Consider the following 20434-nt stretch of genomic DNA (forward strand, 5'->3'; position numbering starts at 1 on the left):
CGTCGATGAAAATCAGTTTCTCCGGATCGAGATCGAGCTGGCCGTCGAACCAGGCTATGCGGCGGCGAAGGACGTCCGCGCGCTGCTGTTCTGAAGCGTGCGCCGTCTTTTTTTGAACGTGATGCCGCGTCGGTCGAGGAACAGCCAGACCGTCGAGGGCGCTGCCTGCACACCGTGCTCGGCGGCAAGGCGCTCCCCGATCTCAGCCAGCGTAATGTCCGGCGCCGCCTCGATCAGGCCGAGAATGAAGGCCGCGTGCGCATCGAGCTTCAAGCGGGACGGTTGGCCCTGCTTACGCGCCACTGTCTCGCCAGTCTCGCGATAGCGGCGATACCAAGCCCCGGCCGTCGAAATCCCGATCGAGAAGCGTCGCGCAGCCTCTCGCGTCGAAACTCCATCTTCGATCGCTGCAATCACACGACTACGAAGGTCGCTGCTAAGGCTCCTCGTCATCATCACCTCCTGGCAATCCACCAGGACCAGTGAATCAGACAAGGCCGACCGAGTGAATCCTCAATCCNCCTGGCAATCCACCAGGACCAGTGAATCAGACAAGGCCGACCGAGTGAATCCTCAATCCGACTCTGCGTTCATCGAAGATGCGCTAGGTATTTTGGCTGTTAACGTACTTACCTCACATGGCAGCATGATTTTCGAGCCATCGAATTGTCCTTTCAATTCCGGTGTCGAAAGCGACCGTAGGTCGCCAATTTGTTTGATCTATCAAGCGTTGGCAACAAAGTACATTTTCTGGGACGTCAAAGCTTCTACTCGGCAAAAACTCAAGATCTGCCCTTACGCCACATGAGTTTTCTATAGACTTCACTACATCAATTATTGTCTTACCGCGAGTGGCGGAACCGACATTAAAACATCTTTCATACCCGTTGTATTCTATTATTCTATGAACTGATGATACAACATCGTCTATGTAAATATAATCTCGAATATTTGATCCGTCGCCGTATATGGGAACTTTCCTATAATTTTTTATTTTTGAGTAAACGTTGGGAATTAGGCCTTGTTGTCGTCGACCCGTCTGCAAGGGTCCAAACGGATTTGCTAGTCGAAGGACAAAACCTTCGATACCATGTAGTCTTTCGAACAACGCAACGTACTTTTCAATGGCGAGCTTATTGATACCGTAAGCCCCTATAGGATTTGTCGCTGCTGTCTCAGATATGGGAGTCTGGGCAGTGGGACCATAAACGGTACCGCCTGAAGAGAAAAAGATGATGCGCTTGACCCCGTTAGCGCGAGCGGCCTCGAGCATTCTAACGCTTCCCATGACGCTTCGCTCGATATCTGCGATCATCTCGACATTCGCGACTGTTGGGAAAGTTGCATGTATTAGATGAATAATTATATCCGTATCTTGTAACGCTGTTGCAAGTACAGTTTCATCGTTGAAATCGCCTTCGAATAATTCAGCGCCAGCCAAGAGTGACCGATCCAAAAAATGCCGCCCAAAAACGCGAACATCAAATCCAGATTTAACTAATCCGTGGCTTACATGTGTGCCGATGAAGCCGCCGCCTCCCAATACGGTTACCGTCATATCGCTACTACTCTTAGCTCGAGCCAAACAAAGCTATTTTTATTCCAGACCATATTTCCCGTACTCAATTAAAATTGCTGTTCGACGGTGAGCGCGGCGAAGCCGGCCATCCAATGTCCCATTCCAGTACGCCTCTCCACGGGTACCATGAAGATTACGGCCACGATGTTATGACGTTTAACAGGGCGAATACGCGGCGGTAATATAGGTGTGTAAGCTTCAGGGCAACTGCTGGCGACAATGCCGTCCGAGGATGCCATTTAAGGCGTTCAGTTTTACCTGAGCGTTAAGATGATGCATTTGTAAGGAATTGAGGATCAGTCTGAGGCGTGTTCGATCGGTGCACGCAGTCGGACGAGACGAGCACAACGCTCTCCCGCCATATAAAGCAAGTGATCAATTGTAGAATTGGCTGGGGGACCTGGATTCGAACCAAGACTAACGGAGTCAGAGTCCGCTGTTCTACCCTTAAACTATCCCCCAGCAGGGAGCCGGACTTGGCCGACGGGCGCCTCTATAACAATGGCTCCGCGTCGATGCAAAGGGAAAATGACGCCCGTCACAAAAAGATGGATCGTCATGATCGCTTAACAATCTCCGGTGGTCGTCTTGTTGGCAATGACGCGCTGCAGTATGGTTCGCCCCAGGCGGCCGCGAGCCCGCCATCCACCTGTCACAGGCTTCCATCATGCTTCCGACAACCGATGTCGCGGACACCGTGCCGCCGGCCGGCAACGCCGATGTCTCCGCCAAGGGCTTCGGCAGCGCTGCACCTGCACTGGCGGCGCTGTCGATCGCATCCTTCGCCATCGGCGTCGGGGAATTCGGCATCATGGGCCTTCTGCCGGGCGTCGCCGACGATCTGGGGGTGACAATCCCGCAGGCAGGCCTGCTCGTGACAGGCTATGCCCTGGGCGTCGTCTTCGGCGGCCCACTGCTGGCCGGGCTGACATCGCGCATGGAGCGGCGGCGCCTTCTTCTCTCGATGGTCGTCATCTTCGTTCTCGGCAACCTCGCCTGCGCCCTGGCGCCCGGCTACGGCCTGCTGATGGCCGCCCGCGTCTTCACCGCGCTTGCCCACGCCACCTTCTTCGGCATCGGCGCCGTCCTGGCAGCAGATATCTCGCCGCCTGGCCGGCAGGCCCAAGCCATCTCGCTGATGTTCGTCGGGATGACGCTGGCCAACGTCATGGGCGTACCGCTCGGCACGTTCATCGGCCAGGCCTATGGCTGGCGCGCGACGTTCTGGGCCGTCACGGGGCTCAGCATCCTGTCCGGCATCGCCCTCTACGCCTTCCTGCCACGCAGCTATCCGCTGGCGGGCATCGCCTTCAAGGATGAAATCCGTGCCCTGACCCGCGTGCAGGTGCTGCTGGCGATGCTGCTCAGCGTGCTGGCATCCGTCGCCTTCTTTTCCGTGTTCACCTACATCGCGCCGATGCTCGAGCAGGTGACCGGGCTTGCGCCGGCCAGCGTTCCCTACGTCCTGCTGGTCTTCGGGGTCGGCTTGACGATCGGCAACGTGCTGGGCGGGCGGCTTGCGGACTGGCGGATGATGCCGGCGATCATCGGGCTGTTCGTGGCGATGGTCGTCGTCATGATCGCACTCTATCCCGCAATGACGCATGCTTCGGCCATGATCGGCGTCATGTTCCTGTGGGGGATCGTCGTCTTCGGCCTCGTGGCGCCCATACAGATGCGGATCGTCTCCCGCGCGGTCGGGGCGCGAAACCTGGCGTCGACCTTCAACCAGAGCGCCTTCAACCTCGGAAATGCGATCGGAGCCTGGTTCGGCGGTGCCTTGATTACCCTCGGCCTCGGCTATCGCGATCTACCGCTCGGAGCCTTGGCCATGGCCGTGCTCGGCGTTTGCGTCGCGCTTCTGTCTGCCTTGCTCGACCGCACGTCAAAGCGGCCAAAGGCATGAAAAAGGGGCCGGCAGCTTGCCGGCCCCTGGATTGCATGACTGATCCGTGCCGGTCAGCCGGTCAGCCGGTCAGCCGGCCTGCAGCGGCGAGATGGCGATCTCGACACGGCGGTTCTGCGCGCGGCCCTGCTCGGTGGCATTGGACGCGACCGGCCTCGACATGCCGAAGCCCTGGATGTTGAGGCGGTTGCCCGTGACGCCCTGCGTCTGCAGGAACTGGCCCACACTGGCCGCGCGGCGCTGGGACAAGGCGAAATTATACCCCTCGGCCCCGACATTGTCGGTGTGGCCCATCACGTCCACGATGGTCTGGTTGTACTTGTTGAGCACGATCGCCACCGACGTCAGCGTCGGGTAGAACTCCGAGCGGACCTGGTCCTGGTCCGTCGCGAAGGTGATGTTGGAGGGCATGTTCAGGATGATGCGGTCGCCCTGCCGGGTCACGGAAACACCCGTCCCCTGCAATTGTGCCCTCAGGTCGGCCTCCTGACGGTCCATGTAGACGCCGATTCCGCCGCCCGTCAGGGCTCCGACGCCGGCGCCTAGAAGCGCCGCCCGTCCGCGATCCACGCCGGCGATTTCGCCCACGAGCAGGCCGCCCAGCGCGCCGACGCCGGCGCCGATGCCGGTGCCGGCGGCCGTACGCGAAATCTGAGACTCGTTGGTATAGGGATTCGTCGTCGTGCAACCGCCGAGAACGGCAAGGGACACGCACGCGGCCAGGGTCTTTTTCATCGCAGGCTCATCTCTCAGAAAGATCGCGCAGGATGTGCGCCGTCCATGGTTAATATCGCATGAACGGCACTGCAACCGACCTGTGGCCGCATTGCGGCGAAACGAACCGCTCCGCCGCAATGCAGGTTCAGGCTGCCTTGCGCTGATCCAGCAGCTTGCGGTTGACCAGCAACTCGGCGATCTGCACGGCGTTCAGCGCCGCGCCCTTGCGGAGGTTGTCGGCGACGACCCACAGGTTGAGACCATTCTCGAGCGTCTGATCCTCGCGAATACGTGAAATATAGGTGGCATCCTCGCCGGCCGTCTCGAGCGGCGTCACGTATCCGCCGTCCTCGTGCTTGTCGATCACGAGGCAGCCCGGCGCCTCGCGCAGGATATCGCGCGCCTCGTCCGCGGTGATCGGCTTTTCGAATTCGATGTTCACGGCTTCGGAATGCCCGATGAAGACCGGAACGCGCACGGCCGTGCACGTGACCTTGATCCGGGGATCGAGCATCTTCTTGGTTTCGGCCATCACCTTCCATTCTTCCTTCGTCGATCCGTCTTCCATGAAGACGTCGATATGCGGAATGACGTTGAACGCGATGCGCTTGGTGAACTTGCGGGCCGTTACCGGATCCGCGACGAAGACGGCGCGGCTCTGCTCGAACAGCTCGTCCATGCCGTCCTTGCCGGCGCCCGATACCGACTGGTAGGTCGATACGACGACACGGCGAATGGTGGCATGGTCGTGCAGCGGCTTCAGCGCCACGACCAGTTGCGCGGTGGAGCAATTCGGATTGGCGATGATGTTCCGCCTGCGGAAGCCCGACACTGCGTCGGCGTTCACTTCCGGCACGATCAGGGGTACGTCCTGCTCGTACCGGAAGGCGGAGGAATTATCGATGACGACGCAGCCCTGGGCCGCGATCTTCGGCGCCCACTCCTTGGCGACCGAGCCGCCGGCAGACATCAGGGCGATGTCCGTGTCGGAGAAATCGTAGGATTCCAGCGACCGGATCTTCAAGGTCGTATCGCCGAAGGTGACTTCCTTGCCCTGGCTGCGGCGTGACGCAAGCACCACGACCTCGTCGGCCGGAAAGCCGCGCTCGTGCAGGATGTTCAGCATTTCCCGACCGACATTTCCAGTCGCGCCGACGACAGCTACCTTGTAACCCATCTGGACCCAGTTCCTCTGCTCCCCGCGACTTCGTCAAACGCCTCCAACCCCGTCCCGGGGGAGTGCGGGACGAAGGTATCAGCCAATCGCGGTTTTAATCGTGGAGCGTGTGGACATGGGCTCGCATATGCGCCCTCGGGCGCGGCTTGTCAATCGAAGGTCGCGGCGCTCAACGCGCGCCGCGGCCCCTGTTGCGCTCGTTCCGTTCCTCGTGGCCGAACAGCTTCTTCATAACCCAGCCGATAACCACGGCCTTGATCAAACCTCTGATCATATCCTCAGTTTCCCTGTTGAACTTTCGATGCACAGTACAACGGCGTTGAGGGCACTCGCGTTCCCTGAAGGTCGGCGGAAGATCATGTCATCATACGCGTGCAGATTTCGGCAGAACAGAATTTTGCCACTTTTCATTTACGCTGGATAGGCTAGCCTGCCTGTCAACACACATCAGTACACGTCGGTGTGTAAGCAACGAGACCGCCTTGGAACGGCGGCCGGGAGGGGAACTACGTGGCAAGCTACAACGATACGACTGCGTCCGGAAGCAAGACCAGCATGACGCGCGAAGAGCGGAAGGTGATCGTCGCCTCATCGCTCGGGACCGTCTTCGAGTGGTACGACTTCTATCTATACGGCTCGCTGGCGGCCATCATCGCCGCGCAGTTCTTCGCCGGCGTCAATCCCACGGCGGGCTTCATCTTCGCATTGCTGGCCTTCGCCGCCGGCTTCGCGGTGCGTCCCTTCGGCGCTCTCGTCTTCGGGCGGCTCGGCGACCTTGTCGGGCGCAAATACACGTTCCTCGTCACGATCATCATCATGGGCCTGTCGACCTTCCTGGTCGGTCTTCTGCCCAACTATGCGTCGATCGGCGTTCTCGCCCCGATCATCCTGATCATCCTGCGCCTCCTGCAGGGCCTCGCCCTCGGCGGCGAATACGGCGGCGCGGTGGTGTACGTCGCGGAGCATTCGCCCAACGGCAAGCGCGGCTATTTCACCTCGTGGATCCAGACAACGGCGACGATGGGCCTGTTCCTGTCGCTGGTCATCATCCTCGGCACCCGTACGATGATGGGCGAGGCGGCCTTCGCCGAGTGGGGCTGGCGTATTCCGTTCCTCATCTCCATCGTTCTGCTGGCGATCTCGGTCTGGATCCGCACCAAGCTGAACGAAAGCCCGGTCTTCCAGAAGATGAAGGCGGAGGGCAAGGCGTCCAAGAGCCCCCTGCGCGAGTCCTTCGGCCAGTGGTCGAACCTGAAGATCGTGCTCCTGGCGCTGTTCGGCCTGACGGCCGGCCAGGCGGTGGTCTGGTATACGGGGCAGTTCTACGCCCTCTTCTTCCTGACGCAGACGCTGAAGGTCGACGGCGCGACCGCCAACATCATGATGGCGGTGGCCCTGCTTCTGGCAACGCCGTTCTTCCTGATCTTCGGCATCCTGTCGGACCGGATCGGCCGCAAGGCCGTCATCATGGCGGGCCTTGCCCTGTCGGTGGTGACGCTGTTCCCGGCCTTCCAGATGCTGACCCGCATGGCCAATCCCACCCTTGCGGCGGCGCAGGCGTCCGCTCCGGTCCATGTGACCGCGGATCCGGCGACCTGCTCCTTCCAGTTCAACCCGGTCGGAACCAGCCGTTTCACCAGCTCCTGCGATATCGCCAAGGCCTTCCTGGCCAGGAACGCAGTGAACTACGACAACATCGAAGCGCCTCCGGGCACGGTCGCCAATGTGCGCGTGGGCGATGTGGTCATCGAAAGCTTCGAGGGCGAAGGCCTGTCTGCCGCCGACCTGAAGACGCAGACCGACGCCTTCGGCGCGGCCGCGACGGATGCGATCCGCGCCGCCGGCTATCCGGCGGCCGCAAACCCCGCCGAGATCAATTACATCGGCACGACGGCGATCCTGTTCTTCCTGGTCCTGCTGGTTACGATGGTCTACGGACCGATCGCGGCCTATCTGGTGGAACTCTTCCCCACACGCATCCGCTACACGTCCATGTCGCTGCCCTATCACATCGGCAATGGCTGGTTCGGCGGCTTCCTGCCCACGACGTCCTTTGCCATCGTGGCGGCGACGGGCAACATCTATTCCGGTCTCTGGTATCCCGTGGTCATCGCCGCGATGTCGCTCATCGTCGGCATGATCTTCCTGCGCGATACCCGCCACGTCGACATCCACAAGCTGGACTGACGGCGGCGCGACGGACGCCACCAGAAGAAAGGGCCCCGGTGGCGACACCGGGGCCCTTTCATATCCGTCTGCGGTGCGCGGCGGGCCCGATCAGGCGGCGGCGAGCCTGTCGCGGAATACTGCGGCGATGGCGTCGCCCATTTCGGCCGTGCCGACCCGGCGCGCGCCCTCGGCAACGATATCCGCCGTGCGGATGCCCTTTTCCAGCACCTCGGCGATCGAGGCTTCCAGCTTGTCCGCTTCCGCGACCATGCCGAAGGAATACCGCAGGCACATCGCGAACGAGGCGATCATGGCGATGGGGTTGGCGACGCCGCGTCCGGCAATATCGGGCGCCGAACCGTGCACCGGCTCGTACATGGCGCGCCGGCGCCCCGTCGCGTCGTCCGGCCGGCCGAGAGAGGCGGATGGCAGCATGCCGAGCGAGCCGGTCAGCATCGCGGCGATATCGGACAACATGTCGCCGAAGAGATTGTCGGTCACGATGACGTCGAACTGCTTTGGCGCGCGAACCAGCTGCATCCCCCCGGCGTCCGCCAGCATGTGTTCCAGCGTCACGTCCGCGTAGTCGGCATGGGTTGCCGTGACCACCTCGTTCCAGAGGACGCCGGATTTCATGACGTTGCGCTTTTCCATCGACGTCACCTTGCCGCGCCGCGTGCGCGCCAGCTCGAAGGCCGCGCGGGCGATGCGCTCGATCTCGTAGGTGTCGTAGACCTGCGTGTCGATGCCGCGCTTCTGGCCGTTGCCCAGATCGCGGATTTCCTTCGGCTCGCCGAAATAGACGCCGCCGGTCAACTCCCGCACGATGAGGATGTCCAGCCCGTCGACCAACTCGCGCTTCAGTGACGACGCCTCGGCGAGGGCCGGATAGCAGATGGCGGGGCGCAGGTTGGCGAAGAGTTCCAGTTCCTTGCGCAGGCGCAGAAGCCCGGCCTCCGGCCGCTGCTCGTAAGCGACGCCATCCCATTTCGGGCCGCCGACGGCGCCGAACAGCACTGCGTCCGCCGCCAGCGCCAGCGCCATGTCGGCATCCGAGATCGGCACGCCATGGGCGTCGTAGGCGGCGCCGCCGACAAGGCCGCGTTCGATGGTGAAACCCGCGCCCGCCTCCGCGTTCATGAGAGCGATCAGCTTTTCCACCTCGGCCATGGTTTCCGGGCCGATCCCGTCACCGGGGAGTAGAAGCAGGTTACGGGTCGTCATGCGGCGGTCCTCCGGCCGGTAAGCGGTATCGTGAAAGGCAGGTCGGGCGATTGCGATCAGGCCCAGGGGCGGTCCTCGGCGAGCTTCTGCTCGAAGGACGAGATCCCGGGCGAGCGCTCCAGCGTCATCCCGATATCGTCGAGGCCGTTGAGAAGGCGGTGCTTGCGCGACGCCTCCAGGTCGAAATGGATCACCTGTCCGTCCGGCCGGCGGATTTCCTGCGTTTCCAGATCGATGGACAGCCGCGCGTTGGAGCCCTTCTCGGCATCCTTGAGCAACTCATCGAGCTCCTGCGGAGTGACACGGATCGGCAGGATGCCGTTCTGGAAGCAGTTGTTGTAGAAGATGTCGGCGAAGGACGTGGAGATGACGCAGCGGATCCCGAAATCGAGCAGCGCCCAGGGCGCATGCTCGCGCGAGGAGCCACAGCCGAAATTGTCGCCCGCGATCAGGATCTCGGCCTTGGAGTAGGCCGGCTGGTTCAGCACGAAGTCGGGATCGGGCGAGCCGTCGTCGCGATAGCGCATGTTGGCGAAGAGGCCGACGCCGAGACCCGTTCGCTTGATGGTCTTCAGGTAATCCTTGGGGATGATCATGTCGGTGTCGATGTTGACGATGGGCAACGGGGCGGCAACGCCCGTCAGCGTGTCGAACTTCTGCATCGGCATGTCTCCTCGGCTGCGTGGCTTTTTCCGCTTTCCGATATATCAAGGCGGCAGGCGGGTCAAAACCATTGCGGCCCCGGCCGCCATTTGGCAGGAAGCAGGGATGACACAGACGCCGCGCCTTCTCCGATCCGCCCTGTTCGTTCCTGCCGCGAATGGCCGCGCGCTGGCGCGCAGCGCCGATTTCGCGGTGGATGCGCTGATCTTCGACCTGGAAGATTCCGCCGCGCCGGAAGAAAAGGCCGAGGCGCGCGAGCGCCTGCGCGAGCATCTGGCCGCGCCCCGGGGCGGCGCCATGCGGGTGGTGCGCATCAACCCGCTGGCGACGCCCGAAGGCACCGAGGATCTGCTGATGGCGCGGGGCGCGCATGCGGATGCGATCCTAGTTCCGAAAGTGGACTCCGCGGCCGATCTCCTGGATATCTCAGCGGCGCTGGAGCAGACGGATGCACCGCCGGCGCTGCAGGTGTGGGCGATGGTGGAAACCCCGCTCGGCATCCTGAATGCGGGCGCGATCGCCGCCGTGCGGATGGCCTATCCACTGGGAGCGCTCGTCGCGGGGCCCAACGACATCGTCGCTGCGGGCCGACTTCGCCCTTCCGCCGGGCGGCCCGAACTCATCCCCTGGCTGGCCCAGATCGTGCTGGCCGGGCGGGCCCACGGCATTCCAGTGCTGGATGGCGTCTACAACGATTTCCGGGATGCCGAAGGTTTTGCGGACGAATGCGCCGCCGGCCGGCGCATGGGCTTCGACGGCAAGACGGTGATCCATCCGTCACAGGTGGAGCCGGCCAACGCGGCCTTCGGCCCCACCGCCGAGGAAATAGAGGCTGCGCGGGAAATCGTCGCCGCCTTCGACGACCCGGCCAATGCCGGCCGTGGCGTCATCCGGATCGGCGGGCGGATGGTGGAGCGGCTGCATCTTGCCGATGCAGGGCGGCTGCTCGACATCGCGGAATCGATCCGCAATCCGAAGGACAGATCATGAAACTTTATCGTCTGCTGACGGGCGTCGACGACGCCGCCTTCTGCCACAAGGTTTCCCTTGCCCTTTCAAAGGGGTGGGAGCTGGCCGGCAGCCCTGCCTATGCCTTCGATGCGGCGGAAGGCGTCATGAAATGCGCCCAGCCCGTCACCAAGGTGGTCGAGGGCAAGGACTACGATCCGTCGATGAAGCTCGGCGAACAGTAGGCCCGGCAGGCCGGCGTCAGTCGGCCGCGGCTTCCAGCGTTTCCATATCGTCGTCGGACAGTCCGAAATGATGGCCGATCTCGTGGATCAGCACGTGGCTGACAAGCATGCCCAGCGTTTCCTCGTGCTCGGCCCAATAGTCGAGGATGGGCCGGCGATAGAGCAGGATACGGTTGGGCATCTCGCCCGTCATCTCCGTGGCGGATGCTGCGACGGCGCGCCCCTCGAACAGACCGAGAATGTCGAAGGGTGATTCGAGCTCCATCTCCGCCACGACGTCGTCTTCGGGAAAGTCGGCGACATGAAATCGGATATCGCCGCATAGGGCGCGAAATTCTTCCGGAAGACCGGCATAGGCATCGATGGCAAGCCGCTCTATGTCGTCGAGGCTGGGCGCCATGCGCCGCGACCAGTCGTCGCCATGGTCAAGCTGTCCCATCACTCAAAGCCTCCGCAGGATACCGATCGTCGTTCTTTTAGACGAAGCGCCGGCCCGTCGCCATCCATCCGCAGCTCTCTTGACTCTGCGCTGGTGCTCTGGAATCCATAAGAACATAACAGGAACAAAACTCTTGGAGCCCTTATGGAGCGGCGATGCGACCCATCTGCCGAGATGCCACCTTCATTGCCGGACAAGGCCCGGCAACTGGCGGAATTGCGGCATCGGATCGCGCGTCTGGAGGGGGCGTTTCCGGAGGTGAGGCCCGAAGGCGAGGCGGCATCCGGCGGGCAGTTCGTGCCGCTGCGGGTCGCCTCTGCAGACAGGGTGCTGGGCGGCGGCTTTCCATCTGCGGCGCTGACCGAGATTCGCCTTGCCGAACCGCGCGGTGGCGGTGGCGGGGCCGGTTTCCTGGCGGGGCTGGCCAGCCTGTGCGGTGCTTCTGCCGACCGTCCGTTGCTGTGGATCAGCGAAGGGCGCGTCAAGGCGGAGCTCGGCGTCTTCTATGCCCCCGGCCTGCGGACGTTCGGGCTGGACCCGTCTTCCCTGCTGCTGGTGCATACGCGGCGGCTGCAGGAAGCCCTCTGGGCGGCGGAGGAGGCGGCAGGTTCGGGCGGTGCGGCACTGGTCGTGCTCGAAGTGTCCGGCAACCCGCGTCTTCTGGGGCTGGAAGGCACGCGGCGACTGCATGTGCGGGCCCGCGCGAGCGGCCTGCCGCTGGTACTTTTGCGGCAGGCCGGGCAGCCGGAGGCCACTGCGGCCCCGCTGCGCCTGCAAATTGCCCCTGCCGCCGCAGGCGCCGTGCCGGACCTTGCCCATATCGGCCGGCTCGTCGGGCAGCCTGCCTTCGATGTGGCGGTGGAGAAATCGGCGTCGGGACGGGCCGGAAGATTTCGACTGGAGTGGAACCAGGATGAGCGTCATTTCACAGCCGCCGAGCAGAATTCTGGCCGTGTGCCTGCCCCATCTGTCGACAGACAGGCTGTTTCGCAGAAGCCTTGGCCGGTCCTGGCGCCGGACGTATCCCATGCACGGCGTCGCCACGCCTGATTCTCCCGTCGCGGGAAGTTTCGGGCCGGAGGCTGTCGCAACGGCCGGTCTGTTCCGCGAGGCATCGGGCAGTGCCCACCGCGCACCGCGCGGGGGTGGGTTGGCGGCGCGGGCGGAGCATCCGGCAGGGCAGGGCGCGCCGGACGAACTCCGGCCGCTGGCGCTCTACGACAAGGATGGCGGCCTCATGCGCATCCGGGCGGCATGCGAACGCGCCCGCCTGTCGGGGCTCGTTCCGGGGCTTTCGCTGGCGGAGGCGCGCGCCCGTTTCCCCTCTGTCCGGTTCGAGGAAATGGACAGGGGCGCGGATGCCGGATTTCTGGCGGCAATCGCGGATTGGTGCGATCGCTATACGCCACTGGTCGCGCTGGATGGGCCGGCCGGGCTGCTTCTGGATATCTCCGGCTGCGCGCATCTGTTCGGCGGCGAAGACGGACTCATGCGCGACCTGGCAGGCCGCATGGACGGTCAGGGCCTTGCTGCAGGGCTGGCCATCGCATCCTCGGCGGGGCCGGCCGCGGCGCTGGCCGCCCATGCTCCGGGAACGATCACGAGACCCGGCGAGGAGGTGGCCCTTCTGTCGCCCTTGCCCTGCCGTGCGCTGCGCTTCGAACCTGCATTGTCGGCGACGCTGGACAGGCTGGGCCTGCGCCGCGTCGGCGAATTGCTGTCGATGCCGCGCGCCTCTCTGGGGCGTCGTTTCGGCGCTGCCTTCATGGAGCAGCTGGACTTCGCGACCGGCCGCAGCACCCGCCCCCTGAACCCGCGGCGCCCGGTGCCGGCCCTTATTCATGAGCGGCGTTTGTTCGAGCCGATCGGGCGGGTGGACGATATCGAAAACCTCGTCCTGCATCTGGCCCAGCGCCTGAAGCCGGATCTCGAGCGTCTGGGGCAGGGCGTGCGGCAGCTCGAACTATCCCTGTTTCGTGTCGATGGCGTCGTGGAGCGCATCGCCCTCGCCACCGCGCGCCCCATGCGGGATCCGTCTTCCGTCCGCCGCCTGTTCTCGGAGCGTCTCAAGGCCATCGGCGACGAGCGCGATGCCGGTTACGGCTACGACCTCCTGCGTCTGTCCGTCCTGTCCATGGATGTGCTCGGCGACGACCAGTCCGATTTCATCGCAAGCGGCGTCACGGCCGAAAAGATGGTCTCGCTGGTGGACAGGCTGACGGCGCGGCTGGGGCCCGGGGCCGTCCAGTCGCTGCGGGACGGAGCATCGCATTGGCCGGAAAAGGCGCAGGTCCTGGTGACCGGGTTTTCCGGTGGCCTCGCCGCAGATACCGCAATGGAATGTCCGCCCCGTCCCTTGCGTATCCTGGATCCGCCCGAACCGGTCGAGGCCATTTCCGTCCTGCCCGAGGGAGAGCCCATCAGGTTCGTCTGGCGGCGGGCTGCGCACAGGGTGCTGCGCCTCGAAGGGCCGGAGCGGATCGAGCCCGAATGGTGGCATGACGATGTCACGATCGCCGCGCCGGGGCTGTTTCGCGATTACTTCCGCATCGAGGACGATGCGGGACGGCGCTACTGGATGTTCCGCGAGGGCCTGGCCGACATGCGGCCGGCCCGCTGGTTCCTGCACGGCATATTCCCATGAGCAGGGACAATGACGCGATAGCGGCTGCCTTCCGGCCCATGGGAGCCGGTTTCTGCGAGATCGGCGTTCAGTCGAGTTTCTCGTTTCTGCGGGGGGCCTCGTCTCCGCAGGAGCTGGTCGGCACGGCCCGGATCCTGGGGTTGGGAGGCGTCGGCCTTGCCGACAGGAACAGCGTGGCAGGGGTGGTGAGGGCCCTGCAGGCTGCGCGCGACTGCGATTTCGCTTTCCGGCCCGGCGTTCGTCTCGTGTTCGCCGACGATACGCCGGATATCCTCGCCTATCCCGAAGACAGGGAAGGCTGGGGAAATATTTGCCGGCTTATCAGTACGGGAAACCTGCGTGCCGACAAGGGAGAATGCCGTCTCGCGCTGGAGGATCTCATGTCATGGGCCGGGCACTGCCGGTTTGCCCTGATGTGTCCGGAGGCGCTGGCCGGCACGCTGTGGGCCGATGCCGCCGATGGTGCGGCGCAAGCGCTGGTGAAGCTGTACGAGGCAGCACCCGGCCGCGTCTGGCTTGCGGTCGCCGCCCGTCAGGAGGGGCGGGACAAGCGTTTCCTTGCCCGCGCCGCCGGTCTGGCGGCGCGAGCCGGCGTGCCCATGCTGGCCACCAACGATGTCCTCTACCATGTGCGGGAAAGGCGGATGCTGGCCGATGTCGTGACCGCCATCCGCACCCATGTTCCGCTTTCCCGGGCCGGGCTTGCCCTGTCGCGCAATGCCGAGCGCCATTTGCGCGGCACGGCGGAAATGGAGTTCCTGTTTCGGGACCACCTGCAGGCCGTGGCGGAAAGCCGGCGCTTCTTCGAGGGGCTGAACTTCAACCTGAAAACGCTGCAATACGAGTATCCGGACGAAGGGCTTGCCTTGTCGCGCTCGCCCGCGGCCGAATTGCGTTATCTTGCCTATGAAGGGGCGCATGGGCTTTTTCCGGCAGGGATCCCGCAGAAGGTGCGCCACGAGATCGAGCGGGAACTGGCGATCATCGAGCAGAAGCAGTACGAGCCCTATTTCCTGACGGTGCACCGCATCGTCACGGCTGCCCGCAACATGGGCATATTGTGCCAGGGGCGCGGATCGGCCGCCAACTCCACCATCTGCTATTGCCTTGGCATAACGTCGGTCGACCCGGAGCGCGGCAACCTCCTGTTCGAGCGTTTCATTTCCCTGGAACGGGACGAACCGCCCGATATCGACATCGATTTCGAGCATGAAAAGCGTGACGACATCATCGACTGGATCTACCGGACCTACGGGCGGGACAAGGCGGCCATCGCGGCGACGGTGATTTCCTATCGCTCGCGTTCCGCCGCGCGCGAGGTAGGCAAGGCCTTCGGCCTGTCGGAGGATGCGGTCGGAGCGCTGTCCGCCTCCGTCTGGGGCACGTCGCATTCGGCCCTGGGCGCCTGGGAGGCGCGCGCGGCAGGCCTCAGCGAAGCCGACGCCACCACGGCCAACGTCCTGCATTTCGCCCATGAGCTTGCCGGCTTTCCGCGCCATCTGTCACAGCATGTGGGCGGCTTCGTCCTGACGCGCGGCAGGGTGGACGAGACGGTGCCCGTCCTGAACACGGGCGACAAGAACCGGATCATCGTGGAGTGGGACAAGGACGACCTGGAAGAAATCGGCATCCTGAAGATCGATATCCTGGCGCTTGGCATGCTGAGCTGCCTGAGGCGCGGCTTCGACATGCTGGGTGCGCATTACGCCGACGATTTCGGCGGCCACGCACCTCTTCGATTGGGGGTCCTGCCCAAGGAAGAGGAGGAGGGGCCGGTCTGGAAGATGATGGAGCGCGCCGACACGCTGGGCGTATTCCAGATCGAAAGTCGGGCGCAGATGTCGATGCTGCCCAAGCTGAAGCCGAAGGAGTTCTACGACCTCGTCATCCAGGTGGCCATCGTGCGCCCCGGCCCCATCCAGGGAGACATGGTGCACCCCTATCTGCGTCGGCGCATGGACCTCGAGAAGGTCAATTACCAGAAGCCGGAGCTGAAGGAGGTTCTCGAGCGGACACTCGGCGTTCCGCTGTTCCAGGAGCAGGCCATGCAGATCGCCATGGTGGCAGCCAATTTCTCGGGCTCCGAGGCCGACGAGTTGCGGCGCGCCATGGCAACCTTCAAGCGCACGGGCAAGGTGCAGGATTTCCGCGACAAGATGATCGGCGGCATGGTCGAGAACGGCTATGATGCGGAATTCGCCGCCCGATGTTTCCGGCAGATCGAGGGCTTCGGCGAATATGGCTTTCCCGAAAGCCATGCGGCCTCCTTTGCCGTGCTCGTCTACGATTCGGCCTGGTTGAAATGCCATTACCCGGATGTCTTCGCGGCCTGCCTGCTCAACGCCCAGCCCATGGGGTTCTATGCGCCGGCGCAGATCGTACGCGATGCACGGGAGCACGGAGTGGAGGTGCGCCCCGTCTGCATCAACGCGTCCGGCTGGGACAACGGGCTGGAGGAAGCCGCATTCGACGCGACGCGCATGGCGCGCCGCAATCTGGAGATGGCGCCTCATATACGCACCCGCCATGCCGTGCGGCTCGGCTTTCGGCAGGTGAAGGGCCTGTCTGAAACGCAGATGAAGCATCTGGTGGACGTGCGCCGGCAACGCCCCTTCGATTCCGTGCGGGATGTCTGGTTGCGCACGGGATTTGCACGCGCGGTCGTGGCGCGGCTTGCGGACGCCGATGCCTTCGCGGCCCTCGGGCTTTCCAGGCGCGATGCGCTGTGGGCTGCAGAGGCCTTGGATGCCGGCGGGGCGGCCGAGCACCTGCCGCTGTTCGCGATTGCGTCGACGCAGGATCTGCATGGGGAGCCGGAAGCGAACCTGCCGCCGATGCCGCCGGGGGAGGAGGTGGTGAACGATTACCGGTTCCTGTCCATGTCGCTCAAGGCGCACCCCGTATCCTTCCTGCGCGGGGATATGCGCGCCCTGGCGGTCATTCCGCATTCGAGCCTTCCGGATATCCGATCCGGCCGGCGCGTCACGGTAGCCGGCCTGGTGCTGATCCGGCAAAGGCCGGGCTCTGCCAAGGGCGTGATCTTCATGACGCTGGAAGACGAGACGGGCATCTCGAACGTCATCGTCTGGCCCAAGGTTTTCGAAGCTTATCGTGCGGTGGTCCTGGGCGGACGCTTCCTGAAAGTGCGGGGCCGGCTTCAGGCCAGCCACGGCGTCATCCATGTGGTGGCTGAAGAGATCGTGGACCTGACATCCATGCTGGTGCGCATCGCACGGGGCGGGCTGGAGGGCGCCCGCCTGCTTGCGCCGACGGACCATGTCAAAAGTCCGCTGCGCAACCACCGGCCGGATCATCGCGCGCCGATGCCGCGTCCGGACGATGTCGCCCAGGCGGCGGCGGCGCTCGGCGCCGCACTGGCTCGCGCCGACGAGGTGCGCCGCCCGGATCCCGGCTCACATCGAGGAAGCCGGGTCATTGCGCGACGATAGAGCGCCGTGCCTGCTTACTTTTCCTGCATGGCGCCGCTGAAGGCCTTAACGACCGGCTTCATGAGGTATTTGAGCACGGTGCGCTGGCCCGTCCGGATATCCACCGTCGCGGTCAGGCCGGGCTTGACCAGGATCTGGTCCGACTTAGCATTCCAGGACTGATCGTCGTCGAGCCGGACGTGGACGCGGTAGTAGGGCGTGCTCTGCCCGTTGGCCGCGGTATCGGTCAGCGTGTCCGGGCTGATCAGGGTCACGCGCCCGTGCAGCGAGCCGTAGATGGAATAATCGAAGGCATCGATCTTCACGGAGGCGGGCAGATCCTCGGTCAGCTTGCCTATATTGGCAGGCGGGACCTTGCCTTCGATGATGACTCCGCCGTCGGTGGGCGCGATCTGCATCAGTTCGTCACCGGGGCGCAAGACACCCCCGACGGTATTGATGCGCAGGAACTTGACCACCCCGGTTACCGGCGAGACGAGATCGGTATGCTTCAGTATGTCCTGACGCTCGTCGATCTTGTAATCGGTCGAGGACAATTCCTCTTCCAGCTTGGCCACTTCGGCGCGGGCATCCTGGATCGCCTTGTTCCTGATGTCGGCGATCTTTCCGTCCAGCTCCAGCACGGCGCGCTGGGCGCGCAGCATGTCCAGCTTGCTGACGTCGCCATCCTTCAACAGGCGCTCCGTCATGTCGAGTTCCTGCTTCGCCATCCTGAGAGCTTCCTTCAGGGTATCGAGCGTCTCGTCGATCGCCCTCTGGCGCTGCTCGTGAAGGCGTGTCTGCGCCTCGACGAAGTCCGGATACTGGGACAGGTCTTCATCGAACTTCAAGTCGCCATCCACGGCTTCGGCACGCGCGCGGGCCAGCGACGTGCGAAGTGCGGCCCGCCGCGAACGGCTTTCCTCGTATCCGGCTTCGGCGCGGCCGCGTTCGAGCACGGCAAGCTTTTGGCCCGCCGTCACGACCTGCCCTTCCTGGACGAGGATCTGCGACACGACGCCGCCGTCCACCGACTGGATGATCTGGGTGCGCTCGCTCGGGATGATCTGGCCCGTCATGCGGACCGCCTCGTCGATCTCGAAGAAGGCAGCCCACCCCACGAAGATGGCAAGTCCGACCGCCAGCAGGACGGACATCGGAAACCGACGCCCATGAGAGCGGTCGGCATGGTGGCTGGACATCGTGCTCATGCGGGTACCTTTTCGGCCTGGCCCTGGCTCATCTGCTGGAGGTGGCGAAGCACGGCGTCGCGCGGGCCGTCCACGACGACCTTGTTGCCGGTCACGACGATGAGCCGGTCGACGAGCGAGAGCATCTCCGGCTTGTGGGTCACGATCACCACCGTGTCGTCTTTCCGGATCTCGCGGCGGAGCGCCTGTATGACCATCTCCTCGGTCGCGCGGTCCATCGAGGCCGTCGGTTCGTCGAGCAGCCAAACCTTGGGTTTGCGCAGGAAGGTGCGGGTCAGGTTGACCAGCTGGCGTTGTCCGCCCGACAAGCCGATGCCGCCCTCGAAGATGGGTTGCTGCAGACCCTTCGGATGGCCGGCTATGACGGCCGTCATGAGGCCGGTCAGCCGCGCGGCTTCCAGTATGGCCTCGTCACCGGGGTCCAGCAGGCCGAGGACGAGGTTGTCGCGCAGCGTACCCGCAAAGAGCCGCCCCTCCTGCTGGAGATAACCGACATTCTCGGCGATGACCGGTTTGGACAGATGGGACAGATCGACGTCGTCGAGGGTGATGCGCCCCTTGCCGGGCTTGTACATGCCGCTCAGGAGCCGCAGCAGCGTCGTCTTGCCGGCGCCGATCGGCCCGATGACGCCGATCTTCTCGCCGGCGTTGATGTCGAGCTTCTCGACCTGGAAGGCGACGCGCTCGCCGTAGAAGGAAGCGACCGTCTCGAAGCGATAGCGCCCGGTCAGCCGCGGCAGGATCACGGGCTGCTCTTCGCCGTCGTGATCGTCCTTCAGCTGCCACAACCTGTCCAGCCCCTGGACCGAGGCCCGTACGTTGGACCACTGCACGAGCTGGCCGGGAATGGCGGACACGGGGGCAAGTGCGCGGCCCGACAGGATGGAGCAGGCGATCAGCCCACCCATCGTCACATGGCCGGTACTGACGATCAAAGCGCCGGCGGCGATCAACCCCGAATAACAGATCTGCTGCATGGCAGCGGCAAGATAGGCCGCATGTTCCGAGACGCGCCTCATCTCCATCTCGTTCTGCCGGGCGTCGTCGGTGACGCTGAGCCAGCGTGACAGCATCCGCCAGCCGCCCTGTCCGGACTTGATCGTCTCCGCTCCCTCGATGGTCTCGACCAGCAGCCCGTTCTTGAGGTTGCTCGCGGCATTCGCCTTCATCGCCAGGGCATCCATGCGCCGCTTGTAGTACAGGCCGATGCAGATGCTTGCGATCAGCATGGCGACGGGGATCGCGGCGATCCAGCCGACGATCGACCAGATGATCAGGATGAAGAAGATGGCAAAGGGCGCATCGACCAGAAGGTAGGAGGAAACGGAGGTCAGGAAGGCGCGCACGGATTCGTATCCGCGGATCTGGGCGGCCAACGAGCCCACGCTTTTCGGCATCTGGTCCAGCCGGACGGACAGTAGCCGCATATAGACGGCGCGCGTCAGATGCTGGTCCACGAAATCGACAAGGCGTTCATAGGCTGCGCTGCGGGCATATTTCGACGCCATCTCGAACATGATGGCGGCGAAGACGCCGATGGTCAGCACCAGGAGCGTCTGGGTTGCGCCGGTCGGAACGACGCGGTCGTAGACCTGCATGGAGTAGAAGGAACTGGCGATCGCGATGAGATTGATGAGTACCGTGCTGAGCATGATGTCGCCCAAGGTCTTCCAGTGCGAAAAGACCTCGTCTCGGATGAGATGAAAGACCTTGCTGCTGGACGCCTTGAAGGGCAGGGCCATGCGTATGCGGTAGAAGCCGGCCTTGGCGTCTTCGGTCCAGACGCTTTCCACGAAGCCTTGCTTCTCGGCATCCCAGCTTTCCATGACCCATTGGCCCTGGCTGTTCTGGCCGCGCAGGATCAGCCAGCGGCCATCGCTATGGACCACCATCGGGACGATCGCCGGGTCGGGCCGCTGCATAGGCCGGAGCTTCGGCAGATGCATGCGGGCAACCACGAACTGAAGCTGCCCCAGCGGCTTCGTACCGGCCTTTTCCGCGGCTTCGGCGGCGTCCTTGAGCGCGAGACGGTCGACGACCTCGCCCTGCAGGGTGGCAATGCGACTTAGAATTGCGAAAAGCAC

General features: G+C 63.8%; 16 protein-coding genes and 1 tRNA gene. 7 read left to right on the forward strand and 10 right to left on the reverse strand.

What is annotated here, in order from left to right; genetic code table 11:
* Positions 1-54: 54 nt before the first annotated feature.
* The 3 genes from NDN16_RS19975 to NDN16_RS19985 form a co-directional block, all read right to left on the reverse strand.
* Positions 55-495, reverse strand: coding sequence for a transposase (locus tag NDN16_RS19975; RefSeq protein WP_251115217.1), 441 nt, complete (start codon positions 493-495; stop codon positions 55-57).
* A gap of 139 nt (positions 496-634) precedes the next feature.
* Entirely contained in the window at positions 635-1558 is a 924-nt protein-coding gene (locus NDN16_RS19980) for an NAD-dependent epimerase/dehydratase family protein (RefSeq protein ID WP_251115218.1), read from the reverse strand.
* A 409-nt stretch (positions 1559-1967) separates the two neighbouring features.
* Positions 1968-2041 (reverse strand) — tRNA-Gln (locus NDN16_RS19985).
* Between the two features lie 205 nt (positions 2042-2246).
* Here NDN16_RS19985 and NDN16_RS19990 point away from each other — a divergent pair.
* A complete protein-coding gene (locus tag NDN16_RS19990) occupies positions 2247-3485 on the forward strand; it encodes an MFS transporter (protein ID WP_251115219.1) in 1239 nt (412 codons plus the stop codon).
* Between the two features lie 69 nt (positions 3486-3554).
* Here NDN16_RS19990 and NDN16_RS19995 read toward each other — a convergent pair whose 3' ends face one another.
* Together NDN16_RS19995 and NDN16_RS20000 are read right to left on the reverse strand one after the other, a co-directional pair.
* Positions 3555-4220 carry an OmpA family protein gene (locus NDN16_RS19995; protein ID WP_251115220.1) on the reverse strand — a complete coding sequence of 222 codons (666 nt, stop codon included), beginning with the start codon at positions 4218-4220 and terminating at the stop codon, positions 3555-3557.
* 127 nt (positions 4221-4347) lie between these two features.
* On the reverse strand, positions 4348-5379 hold the full coding sequence (locus NDN16_RS20000) for an aspartate-semialdehyde dehydrogenase (RefSeq protein WP_251115221.1): 1032 nt from the start codon (positions 5377-5379) through the stop codon (positions 4348-4350).
* A 555-nt stretch (positions 5380-5934) separates the two neighbouring features.
* Here NDN16_RS20000 and NDN16_RS20005 point away from each other — a divergent pair.
* Positions 5935-7566, forward strand: a complete 1632-nt coding sequence (locus tag NDN16_RS20005; RefSeq protein WP_251115260.1) for an MFS transporter — start codon at positions 5935-5937, stop codon at positions 7564-7566.
* Positions 7567-7656: 90 nt separating this feature from the next.
* On the opposite strand, the gene leuB is transcribed toward NDN16_RS20005, so the two are convergent.
* Positions 7657-8772 carry a 3-isopropylmalate dehydrogenase gene (leuB, locus tag NDN16_RS20010; protein ID WP_251115222.1) on the reverse strand — a complete coding sequence of 372 codons (1116 nt, stop codon included), beginning with the start codon at positions 8770-8772 and terminating at the stop codon, positions 7657-7659.
* Between the two features lie 56 nt (positions 8773-8828).
* Positions 8829-9434 carry a 3-isopropylmalate dehydratase small subunit gene (gene leuD / locus NDN16_RS20015; protein ID WP_251115223.1) on the reverse strand — a complete coding sequence of 202 codons (606 nt, stop codon included), beginning with the start codon at positions 9432-9434 and terminating at the stop codon, positions 8829-8831.
* Positions 9435-9540: 106 nt separating this feature from the next.
* Between leuD and NDN16_RS20020 the strand changes: the two genes are divergently transcribed.
* Together NDN16_RS20020 and NDN16_RS20025 are read left to right on the forward strand one after the other, a co-directional pair.
* Positions 9541-10425 carry an HpcH/HpaI aldolase/citrate lyase family protein gene (locus tag NDN16_RS20020; RefSeq protein ID WP_251115224.1) on the forward strand — a complete coding sequence of 295 codons (885 nt, stop codon included), beginning with the start codon at positions 9541-9543 and terminating at the stop codon, positions 10423-10425.
* Positions 10422-10628 carry a DUF1737 domain-containing protein gene (locus NDN16_RS20025; RefSeq protein WP_251115225.1) on the forward strand — a complete coding sequence of 69 codons (207 nt, stop codon included), beginning with the start codon at positions 10422-10424 and terminating at the stop codon, positions 10626-10628. The genes NDN16_RS20020 and NDN16_RS20025 overlap by 4 nt, the downstream gene beginning before the upstream one ends.
* 16 nt (positions 10629-10644) lie before the next feature.
* Here NDN16_RS20025 and NDN16_RS20030 read toward each other — a convergent pair whose 3' ends face one another.
* On the reverse strand, positions 10645-11067 hold the full coding sequence (locus NDN16_RS20030) for a metallopeptidase family protein (RefSeq protein WP_251115261.1): 423 nt from the start codon (positions 11065-11067) through the stop codon (positions 10645-10647).
* A 186-nt stretch (positions 11068-11253) separates the two neighbouring features.
* On the opposite strand from NDN16_RS20030, the gene NDN16_RS20035 reads away from it, so the two are divergent.
* From NDN16_RS20035 to NDN16_RS20045, 3 genes are read left to right on the forward strand one after another with little or no spacing between them, the layout of a single operon-like run.
* Entirely contained in the window at positions 11254-12117 is an 864-nt protein-coding gene (locus tag NDN16_RS20035) for an ImuA family protein (protein WP_285292870.1), read from the forward strand.
* Positions 12095-13711 carry a Y-family DNA polymerase gene (locus NDN16_RS20040; protein ID WP_251115227.1) on the forward strand — a complete coding sequence of 539 codons (1617 nt, stop codon included), beginning with the start codon at positions 12095-12097 and terminating at the stop codon, positions 13709-13711. The genes NDN16_RS20035 and NDN16_RS20040 overlap by 23 nt, the downstream gene beginning before the upstream one ends.
* Positions 13708-17160: an error-prone DNA polymerase gene (locus tag NDN16_RS20045; protein WP_251115228.1), complete on the forward strand. Its 3453-nt coding sequence runs from the start codon at positions 13708-13710 to the stop codon at positions 17158-17160. Before NDN16_RS20040 ends, NDN16_RS20045 begins: the two co-directional genes overlap by 4 nt.
* A 14-nt stretch (positions 17161-17174) precedes the next feature.
* Here NDN16_RS20045 and NDN16_RS20050 read toward each other — a convergent pair whose 3' ends face one another.
* Positions 17175-18350, reverse strand: a complete 1176-nt coding sequence (locus tag NDN16_RS20050; protein WP_251115229.1) for an HlyD family efflux transporter periplasmic adaptor subunit — start codon at positions 18348-18350, stop codon at positions 17175-17177.
* A complete protein-coding gene (locus NDN16_RS20055) occupies positions 18347-20434 on the reverse strand; it encodes an ATP-binding cassette domain-containing protein (protein WP_251115262.1) in 2088 nt (695 codons plus the stop codon). Before NDN16_RS20055 ends, NDN16_RS20050 begins: the two co-directional genes overlap by 4 nt.

The sequence above is a fragment of the Aureimonas altamirensis genome, from assembly GCF_023702225.1.
Lineage (GTDB): Bacteria > Pseudomonadota > Alphaproteobacteria > Rhizobiales > Rhizobiaceae > Aureimonas > Aureimonas altamirensis_B.